This window comes from Variovorax sp. W2I14, from assembly GCF_050435205.1.
Classification (GTDB): Bacteria; Pseudomonadota; Gammaproteobacteria; order Burkholderiales; family Burkholderiaceae_C; genus Variovorax; species Variovorax paradoxus_C.
In genome coordinates, this window is record NZ_JBNDJX010000001.1 from 4102794 (window position 1) to 4115530 (window position 12737).

At 65.0% G+C, this 12737-nt stretch carries 13 protein-coding genes; 9 read left to right on the plus strand and 4 right to left on the minus strand.

The window, feature by feature from the left end; all coding sequences use genetic code 11:
- Positions 1-355: 355 nt before the first annotated feature.
- Positions 356-1909, minus strand: coding sequence for a vWA domain-containing protein (locus QF040_RS19340; protein WP_429612404.1), 1554 nt, complete (start codon positions 1907-1909; stop codon positions 356-358).
- Between the two features lie 216 nt (positions 1910-2125).
- On the opposite strand from QF040_RS19340, the gene rtcR reads away from it, so the two are divergent.
- The 6 genes from rtcR (at position 2126) to QF040_RS19370 (ending at position 6992) form a co-directional block, all read left to right on the plus strand.
- Positions 2126-3733 carry an RNA repair transcriptional activator RtcR gene (rtcR, locus tag QF040_RS19345; protein WP_429612405.1) on the plus strand — a complete coding sequence of 536 codons (1608 nt, stop codon included), beginning with the start codon at positions 2126-2128 and terminating at the stop codon, positions 3731-3733.
- 16 nt (positions 3734-3749) lie between these two features.
- Entirely contained in the window at positions 3750-4091 is a 342-nt protein-coding gene (locus QF040_RS19350; protein WP_429612406.1) for a low molecular weight protein tyrosine phosphatase family protein, read from the plus strand.
- Between the two features lie 4 nt (positions 4092-4095).
- Positions 4096-4662 carry an exonuclease gene (locus QF040_RS19355; protein WP_429612407.1) on the plus strand — a complete coding sequence of 189 codons (567 nt, stop codon included), beginning with the start codon at positions 4096-4098 and terminating at the stop codon, positions 4660-4662.
- A complete protein-coding gene (locus QF040_RS19360) occupies positions 4659-5519 on the plus strand; it encodes an alpha/beta hydrolase (protein WP_429612408.1) in 861 nt (286 codons plus the stop codon). Before QF040_RS19355 ends, QF040_RS19360 begins: the two co-directional genes overlap by 4 nt.
- Complete coding sequence (locus QF040_RS19365; protein WP_429612409.1) at positions 5516-6466, plus strand: ornithine cyclodeaminase family protein; 951 nt, start codon at positions 5516-5518, stop codon at positions 6464-6466. The genes QF040_RS19360 and QF040_RS19365 overlap by 4 nt, the downstream gene beginning before the upstream one ends.
- 253 nt (positions 6467-6719) lie before the next feature.
- A complete protein-coding gene (locus QF040_RS19370; RefSeq protein WP_429612410.1) occupies positions 6720-6992 on the plus strand; it encodes a hypothetical protein in 273 nt (90 codons plus the stop codon).
- 159 nt (positions 6993-7151) lie between these two features.
- Here the strand turns inward: QF040_RS19370 and QF040_RS19375 are convergent, their stop codons facing one another.
- Positions 7152-7580: a hypothetical protein gene (locus tag QF040_RS19375; protein ID WP_429612411.1), complete on the minus strand. Its 429-nt coding sequence runs from the start codon at positions 7578-7580 to the stop codon at positions 7152-7154.
- A 254-nt stretch (positions 7581-7834) separates the two neighbouring features.
- Here QF040_RS19375 and QF040_RS19380 point away from each other — a divergent pair, with 254 nt between their 5' ends.
- The 3 genes from QF040_RS19380 (at position 7835) to QF040_RS19390 (ending at position 11277) form a co-directional block, all read left to right on the plus strand.
- Entirely contained in the window at positions 7835-8206 is a 372-nt protein-coding gene (locus tag QF040_RS19380; protein WP_429612412.1) for a VOC family protein, read from the plus strand.
- 71 nt (positions 8207-8277) lie between these two features.
- Entirely contained in the window at positions 8278-10668 is a 2391-nt protein-coding gene (locus QF040_RS19385) for a DNA polymerase II (RefSeq protein ID WP_429612413.1), read from the plus strand.
- Between the two features lie 177 nt (positions 10669-10845).
- Positions 10846-11277, plus strand: a complete 432-nt coding sequence (locus QF040_RS19390) for a hypothetical protein (RefSeq protein WP_307597555.1) — start codon at positions 10846-10848, stop codon at positions 11275-11277.
- Here the strand turns inward: QF040_RS19390 and QF040_RS19395 are convergent.
- Together QF040_RS19395 and QF040_RS19400 are read right to left on the minus strand one after the other, a co-directional pair.
- Positions 11249-12319: an RNA methyltransferase gene (locus tag QF040_RS19395; protein ID WP_429612414.1), complete on the minus strand. Its 1071-nt coding sequence runs from the start codon at positions 12317-12319 to the stop codon at positions 11249-11251. The two genes, QF040_RS19390 and QF040_RS19395, sit on opposite strands and share 29 nt — an antisense overlap.
- A 53-nt stretch (positions 12320-12372) precedes the next feature.
- Positions 12373-12720, minus strand: a complete 348-nt coding sequence (locus tag QF040_RS19400; protein ID WP_429612415.1) for an immunity protein Imm33 domain-containing protein — start codon at positions 12718-12720, stop codon at positions 12373-12375.
- Between the last annotated feature and the right edge of the window lie 17 nt (positions 12721-12737).

The following is a 12737-nucleotide window of genomic DNA, read 5'->3' on the forward strand; positions in this document are numbered from 1 at the left end:
GTTCGTGCTCTACCACTGAGCTACGGTCTTTCGACCGACGGGATTCGAACCCGCGACCACGAGCGTTGGAGGCTGTAGTTCCGTCAGCATTCGCTGCAAAAAACAGTGCGACCAGGATGGCAAGACGTAGACCACGCCGGAGAACCGGCGCCGGGATTCGAATCCTGGTCAAACCAGATGTAGTCCTGCCTGCATTCGCACAACAACTTTCATCCCCGTTCGGCGACCAACAATCGATGCGAGGAGAAACATGGTTGGATGTACTCGCATCTGCATTCGCCGAACGACGACGTTCAATTTCTTTTTCGGATCGGGTGCCGCAGGCCGAAGCCCACGACACCCTCTCACATTTCTTTCAGATCGAAGTCTCTTCGATCACACCCACCCAGTGGTCGGCGCCCAGGCCACCCGCGGCATACACCGCCAGCAGCTTGAACACTTCGTCGCTGAAGCCGCCGATGTTCAGCACATCGTCGCGCTCCTGCGCCTGGGTGGTCGCATAGGGCTGGATGTCGATGCACACCAGCCGCGCCTTCGGGTTGCGCTCCTTGAACGCCGCCCATTCCTGCATCGTTGCAGTGCCACGGCCACGTGCACGGTCGGCCCACGATTCGTTGTCCGACACCAGCACCACCAGATCGGCCTTGGCCTTCTCCTTGTTCAGCAATGCCAGCGGCGCGCTGCACGAGGTACCGCCACCGCCCACCGCCGCCAGCTTGGCCGCGTTGGTCATCACCGAATCACGCGGATTCAGCTGGAGCGACACCACCTTCGTCTCGAAGGGCAGCACACGCGCATCCGCATTGCGGCGGAGCACGGCGGCAGCGACCAGCGCAGCCACGTCGATGCAACGCACCGAAGTGGTCGCCGTACCGCGGTGACCCGTCACCGGCGAGCTCATCGAGCCCGACACGTCGGGGCACACCACCACGCGGCCCTCGAACACCGGCACATTGGCCAGCGCGAGTTCCATCGCGTCCTGCAGCGCTTCCTTCACCACATGCGGCACCTCGGCGCCGGTGGCGTTGAAGGCCGCCATCAGCTGGTACGGCAGCACACGCGCCTTGGCCACGGCCTGCGGGTCACGCAGCTTGGCGGCCACTGCGTCGGCAAGGCCAGGCAGTTCGAACACGCCGTGACGCGCAAAGGTGTTCAGGTTCTGACGCACCATCTGCCACGATCCACGTTGGGCGATCTGCGCCCAGGCCTGGGCGTCCAGCTCCAGCGCGGTCAGCATCTGGAACGGCACATCAGGCACCTCGAGCGAACGATCGCGCTTGAAGCGTTCGAAAGCCTGCGTCACCGGAGGCAGCGCCTCCAGCGCATACGGACGATCGATCAGCCATGCGAACCACGCGGCGCGCCATGCTTCGGCGGGCTTGGGGTGGACCATCTTCACCACGTCGGCCAGCGAAGGCGTGTTGCCCACCGAGGCGTTCAGCAGTTGCGCCTCGGACGCTTCGAGCAGCCATTGCTGCACGAGCTTCTTCGGACGCGTACCGAGCGACTTGCGGCCCACGGCACCCGAACGCAGCATCTGCACGAAGTTGCGCAGCATCTTGCCGTTGTCCACCACGCGGCCAAACACCTTGGCGAGCAGCGACACGTCGCGCACCGCCAGCGTCGCGGCCAACAGCGCGGGCATGTCCTTCATGTGGCCGGCGCGGCGTGCGTACACGGCCGTCCTGGCGACGAACACCGGATCGACTTCGCGGGCCAGGGCCAGCACGGCGTCGAGTTGGTCCTGCGCTTGTGCGTAGAAGGTGTTGTTCAGGCAACCGGTCGCGGCGAGTTGCGCCAGCAGGTGCTTGGGCGACAGCGCGTAAGCCACGCCACCCGCCTCGTTGAGCGCATTGGCCGAAGGCAGCAGCGCGCTGCGCTGGGTCTGGAAGAGTTGAAGGTTGGCCATGTGACTTCTCCTTGTGGGGTTCTTTTTGTTCGTTCGTTTCTTGAATGTGTGATCCTTATTGCAACGGGTGTGCCAACACAGACTAGCTTTCTGGAGAAATCTCTCAAGTTATTGATTCGATTAGCATTTTTTCGAATCAATGGCCTCAATCGACAAGATTTTTCTTGGTTTGAATATAGTTTTCTTATAATTTTGGATAGCCTTTTATCCAATTCAATGAAGAAACCTATCGTCGTCATCGGCTTCCTAGGCACCCAGCTCGATGCCGGCCAGGGCGCGGGCCGCTGGAACAAGTGGCGTCCCACCGTCTCGCTCGCGCAGCACGAGGACATGGTCGTCGCGCGCATGGAGCTGCTCTACACGCTGCGCCACAAGGCGCTGGCGGAGGTGGTGAAGGCCGACATCGCCAGCGTGTCGCCCGAGACCACCGTCAACCTCGTGCCGCTCGACCTCGAAGACCCATGGGACTTCGGCGAGGTCTACACGCGCCTTTACGACTGGGCACGCGCCTATCCCTTCGACACAGAGCGCGAGCAGTACTGGACGCACATCACCACCGGCACGCACGTCGCGCAGATCTGCATGTTCCTGCTGTCGGAATCTCGCGTGGTGCCGGGCGTGCTTGCGCAGACCTCGCCGCCGAAGAAGCAGCGCGAGGGCGAGGCCGGCAAGTGCACGCTGATCGACCTGGACCTCTCGCGCTACGACGTGATCGCGCGGCGCTTCGATGCGGAGCAGCGCGACGCGGTCGCATTCCTCAAGAGCGGCATCGCCACGCGCAACGCACGCTTCAACGCGCTGATCGACGAGATCGAGCGCGTGGCCGTGCGTTCGCGCGCGCCGATCTTGCTGGTCGGGCCGACCGGCGCGGGCAAGTCGTTCCTCGCGCGGCGCATGTTCGAGCTGAAGCAGGCACGGCACCAGATGACCGGGCCGTTCGTCGAGGTGAACTGCGCCACGCTCCGCGGCGACGGCGCGGCTTCCACCTTGTTCGGCCACAAGAAGGGATCGTTCACCGGCGCCGCGAGCGATCGCCCCGGCCTGCTGCGCACTGCGAACCAGGGTGCGCTGTTCCTCGACGAGATCGGCGAGCTCGGACCCGACGAGCAGGCCATGCTGTTGAAGGCCATCGAAGAGAAGCGCTTCTTCCCCGTGGGGGCGGACAAGGAAGTGGAGAGCGACTTCCAGCTGATCGCCGGCACCAACCGCGACCTGCGCAGCGATGTGGCCGAAGGACGGTTCCGCGAAGACCTGTTCGCGCGGATCAACCTCTGGACGTATGACCTCCCCGGCCTCGCGCAACGGCCCGAAGACATCGAGCCGAATGTCGATCACCTGCTGGCCATTCACGCGGCCGAGAACCATCGCGTGGTGCGCTTCAACGCCGAAGCGCGAGCGGCGTACCTGCGCTTTGCGCAGAGCGGCGAGGCGATCTGGAGCGGGAACTTCCGCGACCTGTCGGCGAGCGTGACGCGGCTCGCGACGCTGGCGGATGGTGGGCGCATTCCGGTGGCGCTGGTCGAGGCTGAGATTGCGCGGTTGCGGTGGTTGTGGAAGCGCGGCGGGCCGGCGGCGACGGTCAGTGGCGATGTGGATCTGGATGCGTTGCTGGGCGAAGAGCGAGTGGCTGCGCTCGATCTGTTCGACCGGCTGCAGCTCGAAGCGGTGGTGCGGGTGTGCAGGCAGGCGCGCAGCTTGTCAGATGCGGGGCGCCAGCTCTTCCAGGCATCACGCGAACAACGCAGCGTGGTGAACGATGCGGACCGCCTCCGCAAGTACCTGGCGAAGCACGGCATCGAATGGAGTCGCCTCGCGGAGGCCTGAGCTATCCTCCGCGCCGATGACCATCCCTGCGCGCAACGTCCTCTTCATCTGCAGCCGCAACCAATGGCGCAGCCCCACGGCGGAACAACTCTGGCGCCGGCATCCACAGATCGCTGCGCGCTCGGCCGGCACCAGCCCGAATGCGCGACACAGGGTCTCCTTCGACGACATCGAATGGGCCGACGTGATCCTCGTGATGGAAGAAAAGCACAAGTCGCGGCTCGTGGCCGAGTTCACGCGGATGCTGGAAGGCAAGCCGATCCATGTGCTCGACATCCCCGATGAATACAAATACATGGACCCCGATCTTGTCGAAGAACTCCAGCGCTCGGTCGGCTCCATCCTCGACATCGATTGAATCCATGACAGAGCTCTACATCAGCACCGACGTCGAATCCGACGGCCCCATCCCCGGCCCGAACTCGATGCTCAGCTTCGGCTCGGCCGCCTACACGGCCGACAAGCAACTCGTCTCCACCTTCAGCGCCAACCTCGAAACCCTGCCCGGCGCCGAGGCCGATCCCAAGACCGCCGCGTGGTGGCAAACCCAGCCCGAGGCCTGGGCCGCCTGCCGCACCGACCTGCAGGACCCGGCGCGCGCCATGAAGAACTACGTGACCTGGCTCAAGGGCCTGCCCGCTCGGCCGGTGTTCGTGGCCTACCCGGCGGGCTTCGACTTCCTGTTCGTCTATTGGTACCTGATGCGCTTTGCGGGCGAGAGCCCGTTCAGCCATTCGGCGCTCGACGTCAAGTCGTTCGCGATGGCGATGCTCAAGCTCGACTACCGCGACAGCACCAAGCGCGCAATGCCCAAGCGTTGGTTCGACAAGCTGCCGCACACGCACATCGCGCTGGACGATGCCATCGAGCAAGGCGCGCTCTTCTGCAACATGCTCGCGGAAAACCGCCGGGCCGGAAGCCCTCCATGACCACAGCGCCGATCCGTCGTTGGTGGAAGCTCGCGCTGTGCGCGGTGCCGCTGCTCCTCGGCGGCTGCGTGCAGTCGATGTTCTATTACCCTGACCGCGTGCGCTACGAAACGCCCGATGCGCTCGGCCTGCGCTACGAGAGCGTGCAGTTCCAGAGCGCCGACGGCACGCGCCTCACTGGCTGGTTCATTCCCGCCGTGGGCCGGCAGAAGAACCCGAAGGAAGCCAAGGGCACAGTGGTTCATTTCCACGGCAATGCGCAGAACATGTCGACGCACTGGCGCTTCGTGGCGTGGCTGCCCAAGCAGGACTACAACGTGTTCGTGTTCGACTACCGCGGCTACGGCGAGTCCGAGGGCGAACCGGAGCCCAAGGGCGTGTTCGAAGATTCGAGCGCCGCGCTGAACTACGTGCGCTCGCGCGGCGATGTCGATCCACAGCGCCTCTTCGTCTTCGGGCAGAGCCTGGGCGGCACCAACGCGATCGCGGTCGTCGGCTCGGGCAACCGGTCCGGCGTGAAGGCCGCGGCCATCGAATCGACTTTCTATTCGTATTCGTCGATCGCGAACGACAAGCTCTCGGGCGCGGGCCTGCTGGTGACCGACGGCTACGCGGCGTCGAAGTACGTCGCGGCCATCTCGCCGATTCCGCTGCTGCTGATCCACGGCACGGCCGACCACGTGATTCCCCATGCGCATTCGCAGCGCCTCCTGGCCGATGCGCGCGAGCCCAAGCGGCTGATCGAAGTGCCGGGCGCCGGTCACCTCGAGCCGATGTCATCGCCGCGCTTCGGCACCACCTACCAGCAGGCGCTGGCGGATTTCTTCGACGCCTCGCTGCGTTCACCTACGCCATGAAGCACTTCGACGAAGCCGCCACCCGCGCGCCATTGGGTTTCGAGAAGCTCGTGCCCGCATTGCGCGCGGCCTTCGCTGCCGAGGCGCAGGTGCCGCCGCGTCATGTGCACAGCATCGAGACTGCGGCAGGTGCGGACAAGGGCACCGTGCTCATCATGCCGGCGTGGAGCGACGCCGGGTTTCTCGGCATCAAGACCATCAACATCTTCCCCGGCAACAGCGCGCGCGGGCTGCCCGGCCTGCATGCGACCTATGTGCTGTACGACGCGCGCACCGGCGTGCCGCTCGCGATGATGGACGGCAACGAGATCACCGCGCGGCGCACGGCCGCGGCTTCGGCGCTCGGCGCCTCGTTCCTCGCGCGGAGCGATGCGCGGCGGCTGCTGGTGCTGGGCACCGGCCGCATCGCGCGCATGCTGCCGGCCGCGCATGCGAGCGTGCGGCCCATCGACGAAGTGATGGTGTGGAACCACCGGCCCGAAGGCGCCGAGGCCCTGGCCACGCAACTGCGCGCCGAGGGCTGGAACGCACGGGCTGCGGTCGATCTCGAAACGGCTGTCCGCAGCGCCGACATCGTCAGCTGCGCCACGCTGGCCACCGCGCCGCTGGTGCGCGGCGAATGGCTCGCGCCGGGGTCGCACCTCGACCTGATCGGCAGCTTCACGCCCGCAATGCGCGAGGCCGATGTGCAGTGCTTCGCAGGCGCACGCACCTTCATCGACACGAACGAGGCCCTGCAGAAATCGGGCGACCTGCTCGATGCAATCGCGGCCGGCACCCTGCGCGCGCAAGAGGTGCAGGGCACGCTCGCCGAGCTGTGCCGCGGCGAGCGCGCGGGCCGCGGCAGCCGAACTGGTGATGCGGAACGCACCGTGTTCAAGGCCGTGGGCAGCGCCCTCGAAGACCTGACCGCCGCCACGCTGGTGTGGCAAGACACGGCCGCCTGAATCCGCCATTCATTCAGGGTAAGTCCTGATCGTTCGGCGGGGCCGGCAACCCATCTACGGGTCATGCGCAAGGGACACTCCATGGAACGAACGCTCGCCGCCGGAAGGCCGGCCGGCGCGTTCATGGCACGAAACTTGAAAGCAGCAAAAGGAACCCGGCGTTGGACGACAGGCGCATACGTCATACGGCTGATAGCGCCCGACACCGAGTAGCACTAATCTGCTAATGCGAAGAAATCAGAGAGGCAACCGCATGCTCACCATCCTTCAGAAAGCCAACATCCTCCGCAAGGTGGGGTTCGATGTTCCGGCGCGTCCGGACGACGATCTTTCGACCAATGCCGTGACCGGGTCGGCGATCAAACCCGAAGGTATTTCCCAGAAGGCGCACGACTGGGCCAAGGCCATCGAAACCCTGTACGTGGCTTATGTGGCGGCCCGCGCCGCCAAGAGCCTGCGCGATTCCGAGGAAGTGCGGCAGACGGCGATGCTGCAGAAGCTTTCATCTTCGAAGGCTTACGCCTGAGGCACTGAGCCTTTTCTTCCGCACCGCTCCACGAGCGATGCAAGCGCGCAGCCCGCCGGCTGGCGCTCTCTGCGGGAGTCCCTGAGCTTGTGACTCCATCGCTTCACACGCAGGTTCATGCGGCGCCCGTACGCACGGCGCGCCACCGGGCCTGCTTGCTTACTTGCCTTGCGCCGACTGCACCACCGGGTTCTGCATCGTCGAGATGACCTTGCTGTTCACGCGCGAGCCGCTGGTCACGTTCTGGTCGGGAGCGGCGGCGGTGGCCATGGCTTCCTGATAGACCTGGGCCGGGTCGCGCTGAGAGGTGAACGGGTCGGCGCCGCGCGAGCCGCGGGTCACGTTCTGGTTCGGTGCGCGGGCGGTGTCCACGGCTTGCTTGCTCATGGCTTCAGGATCGGCGGACGAAACGAAGGGGTCGGCGCCGCGCGAACCGCGGGTCACGTTCTGGTTCGGTGCGTGGGCGGCGGCGACGGCTTCGGCTTCGACTTCCGCGCGGCTGCGGCCGCCGGATTGCTGGGCTTGGGCGGTGGTGGTGACGGCGAGCACCGCGAATGCTGCGGCGAGGGCGAGTTGCGAGGTCTTCATGGTTGGTTCTTCATGCGAGTTGTTGGAGGGAGTCGGCCCGTGGATGCGGGAAAACCCTGACCAAGTCTCGCGGGGGCAAAAGGCAGTTCCATGACGGCCCCAGGCCGCGATGGGTTGCCAATCCGGGCGGCGACGCGTTGCGCGCGCTTCTGCTACGGAAGTTCTCGCCCCGGGTCGGCAGAGGGCCCGACAATCCGGGCGCAATCGGTGGGGGAAGGAAAATCTCCCACTGCCCCTTCACAACGAAACCCCTCATGGAATCGCCACTCGGAACCCTCATCCTCTATGCCAGGGACATGCAGAAATCCGCAGCCTTCTACGCCCGGCATTTCGGGTTCGTGACCAGTGGCGAAGTCGTCGAAGGATTGATCGAATTGACGCATCCGGGCGGCGGCGCGGGAATCCTGATTCATCAGGCGGCCAAGTCGGTGAAGCTCGGGCAGGTGGGCGTGAAGCTGAGCTTCCATGTGAAGGACGTGAGGGCATTCGCCGCGGAGGCAGCCCTTCAGGGCCTGGTGTTCGGCGCGGTGCATGAGGCCAACGGCTATGCATTCGCCAATGCCAAGGATCTCGACAAGAACTCGATCGGCATCTCGAGCAGGGCCTATCGGGACGCCACGGTGTGACGCGGCGGTGAGCGCGCGAAAATCCGTCGCGTTCAAGCCGACTCCCGCTGCCCCCGATTCTCAAAGCGCTCGTGACATCCACCGACCTCCACGGCTTCATCCTCACTCGCCACTGGCGGGATGCGCCTACGGGCACGGAGATCGAGTACTGGCTCGCAACCGATGCGGGGCCGATCAAAGTGGTCCTGCCCTCCCAGACCTCCGTCGCATTCGTCGCGACCCGGCACAGGGCAGAGGTGCAAGCGCACCTCGCGACCATGCCGGGCATGGAGATACGTGAACTCGCGCTGAAGACCTTCCACCAGGAAGCCGTCGTCGGCATCTATGCAAAGCACTTCCGCCAACTCGGTCGGCTGGCGCGTGCCCTTCAAGCGCAGAGCATTCCCCTGCTCGAAGCCGATGTGCGCCCGCACGACCGCTACCTGATGGAGCGCTTCATCACCGCCGGCGTGCTGGTGGAGGGCGGGCAGTCAAACGGCGCCGCCATCGTCGACTGCAGGCTCAAGCCCGCGCCCGAGTACCGGCCGGTGCTGAAGGTGGTGTCGCTGGACATCGAGACGAGCCAGCACGAGGCGCTCTATTCCATTGCGCTGGATGGTTTGCCGGACCGCGTCGTCTTCATGCTGGGCGAACCGCCGCGTGAATCAAGCGAGCCAGATGAGCCGGGTGAGCCCATGGACTTCTCGCTCGTCTATTGCCCGACCCGCAAGGCCATCATCGAGAAGCTCAACGACTGGTTCGAGCGGAACGACCCGGACGTTCTCATCGGCTGGAACGTCATCCAGTTCGACCTGCGGGTGCTGCAGAAAACGGCCAACGAATGCGGCGTACCGCTCCTTCTGGGGCGCGAGCGCCGGCCCATCGAATGGCGCACGCACCCTGGCAAGCAGGGCTACCTCTTCGCGCCCACGCCCGGCCGCGTGATCATCGACGGCATCGACGCGCTCAAGGCTGCGGTATGGAGCTTTCCTTCGTTCAGCCTCGAGACCGTCTCGCAAACGCTGCTCGGCGAGGGCAAGGCCATCGGCGACGACTACGACAAGATGGCGGAGATCGAGCGGCGATACCAGGAAGACAAGCCTGCGCTCGCGCTCTACAACATCCGCGACTGCGAACTCGTCCTGCGCATCTTCGACAAGGCGAAGCTGCTGCAGTTCGTGATGGAGCGCGCCCAGACCACCGGCCTTCCGGCCGACCACTTCGGCGGCTCCATTGCCGCGTTCAGCCACCACTACCTGCCGCGCATGCACCGCCTGGGCTACGTGGCGCCGAGCGTCGGCGAGATTGCGAGCAAGGCCTACCCGGGCGGCTACGTGATGGACTCGAAGCCGGGGTTCTACGACTCCGTCGTGGTGCTGGACTACAAAAGCCTCTACCCCTCGATCATTCGCACCTTCCTCGTCGACCCCGTGGGCTTCGTGGAAGGCACCCACGCCGCCGACCCGGCGACGACCGTCAAGGGGCCGCAAGGCACCGTCTTCTCGCGCGAGAAGCACTGCCTGCCGGAAATCGTGACCACGCTCTGGCGCGCGCGGGACGAAGCCAAGCGGGTGAAGAACGAGCCGCTGTCGCAGGCGCTGAAGCTGCTCATGAACTCCTTCGCCGGCGTGCTGGGTGCGACCGACTGCCGCTTCTTCAATCCCAAGCTGGTGTCCGCCATCACGCTTCGCGGGCACGAGATGATGAAGCTCACGCGGGAGTTCGTGGAGAAGCGCGGCTACGTCGCGATCTACGGCGACACCGACTCCATCTTCATCTGGCTCAAGCGCACCCACACCAACGAGGAAGCGCACGCCATCGCGGCGACGCTGGCGAGAGACATCAATGCGTGGTGGACGCAGACCCTTCGCGAACAACATGGCCTCGCGAACTTTCTCGAGATCGAGTTCGACACCCACTACAAGAAGTTCTTCATGCCGACCATCCGCGGCTCGGAGGTGGGCAGCAAGAAGCGGTATGCGGGCCTCGGCGTCGATGCCAAGGGAAAAGAAGAAATGGTCTACCGCGGCCTGGAGATGGCCCGCAGCGACTGGACCCCGCTGGCGCGCCAGTTCCAGGAGGGGCTGCTCTCGCGCATCTTCCACGACGAGCCTTACAAGGAATTCGTGACCGACTATGCAGATGCGTTGCTGGCGGGCGAGATGGACGAGCTGCTCGTCTACCGCAAGCGCCTTCGCCACCGCCTCGATGCCTACCAGGTCAACGTGCCGCCGCAGGTGCGTGCCGCGAGGGTTGCCGATGACTACAACGCCCAGCTCGGGCGCCCGAAGCAATACCAGAACGGCGGCTGGATCCGGTACGTCATGACGCAGAGCGGGCCCGAGCCGATGGAAAACCGCCAGTCGCGCATCGACTACGAGCACTACCTGAGCAAGCAACTCCAGCCGATTGCCGACGCCCTTCTCCAGCCGATGGGCGAGAGCTTCATGGCTTTGACGACGGCGCAGCAAGGTCTTTTCTAGCCGGGGCAGGTCGTGGCGGTCGGTGGCCGAGTTCGGGGCCGTCGGCAACTCCATGGAAGCCCCCTTGCCTTGCCCCACCAAGTCGACGCCCAATCCGTATCGAGCGCGTCGCAGGCCTTGAGCGGGCCGCTTTGCTTTCGCGCCGAACATTCCATCGCAAGACATGGAGAAACCCAAATGCCAGCAGCCATGTTCGCCGCCCTGTTCTTCACAGTGGCGCTGCTCGTCACCACCGCCTACTTCATCATGGGCTCGATACCGCTCCTGGTGTTGAAGCACGACACGCCGCTCGATGCGCGCTTCGTGCGCGGCTTCTTCAATCTTTATTACGTCGGCGCATTCATCACGGCCACTGCGACGGCGATCAGCTTCGCGCTCGCAGGACGATTCGGTATCGCCGTGGGTGCGGCAGCGCTGGCGGCGATGGCCATCGTGCTGCGCAAGAAAGTCATTCCCAAGATGGACGCGCTCGGGGAGCAGATCAAGTCCAACTACATGGACGCGATTCCGGGGTTCCGCAAGACGCACATCACCGCGATCCTGATCAACCTCGTTCAGCTCGTGGCGATCGTGTGGACGCTTATTGCGGTGAGCCGGCAGTCGCAATAACCGCAGAAGCAGCAGCAGCGCCGCGTCGAAGCACCACCGGCGCTTCGCCAGCCACGCGCGCCCTCAACTGGCCGCAGCCACCATCGACATCCTGCCCGGCCGAATCGCGCAGCTTCGTCAGGATGCCCCGCTGGTGCAGCGTGCGCGCGATCTCTTCGCAGCGCTCCCACGACGGCCGGCCGAACGCCACGCCATCGACCGCGTTGAACGGAATCATGTTCAGCACGCCGTACTTGCCCGAGAGCAGCTTGACGATGCCTTCGATCTCGTCTTGCCCGTCGTTCACGCCTTCGAGCAGCGCCCACTGGTACTGGATCGGATAGCCGGTTGCCCGCGCATAGCGCTCGCCCGCATCGACCAGTTCCTCGGGCGTCATGTTCGGCGCGCGCGGCAGCAGCGTCTTGCGCAAATCAGCCTTCGTCGTGTGCAGCGACAGCGCCAGCGCAGGCTTCACGCGCTCCTGCTGCAGCCGCTCGAACGCACGCGGATCGCCCACGGTGGAGAACACCAGGTTCTTGTGGCCGATGTTGCCCACCGTGCCCAGCAGCTCGATGGCCTCCATCACGTTGTCGAGGTTGTGCGCCGGCTCGCCCATGCCCATGAACACGACCTTGCGCACCTTGCGGCGCGTGCGTGCGAGCGCGACCTGCGCAATGATTTCCGCGCTGCCCACCTGGCGCAGCAACCCGTCCCGGCCCGTCATGCAGAACTGGCAGCCCACGGCGCACCCGACCTGCGACGACACGCACAAACCATCGCGCGGCAGCAGCACGCTCTCCACCGTCTGGCCGTCCGCGAGCGCGACCAGCAGCCGCTCGGAACCATCGGCACCGGGGTGCACGGTGTGGATGCGCGCGAGCCCCGCCAGTTCGGCTTCGATGGCCGGCAAAGCATCCATCAGCGACGACGGAAAGAAGCTGTGCGGCAGGCGCCGGCCGCTGTCGCGCGGCAGCGCGTGAGACCACAGCCGCAGGATGCGCTGCTCGTGGCTCGGGCCCGCGCCGGCTTCGCGGAGTCTTCGTTTCAGTTCGTGGATACGCATGCGCTGATGTCTGGAGGCAAATGGGGCAATTGAGAGATGGACGTTGGAACAGGTCAGCGGCGCTGCTTGAAACCGAACACCTCTTTCCAAGGCGCATCCCCGCTCTCGCGTTCCCACGCCGAGCCCACAGGCTTGTCCGTGATTTCGCTCAACGTGGGATCCATCTTGAGGAAGGAATTCAGAGGGCAGATTTTCGGCGGATTGTCATCGAGCACGCTCTGGCTCTCTTTGCCGCTCTGGAAAATCCAGCCCGTGTCGTACGGGTTGTTCGGCTTCACCCGGTAGGCAAAGCCCACAGGCAACCGGTTCGGTCCCATGACCTGGTCCGAAGCCAGGACCATCGGGCCGAGCGCGGCGAACTTTTCTTCCCAAGGCTCTTTCTTCTTCCTGAATGGCCACATGTCGATACCTCCTTCGG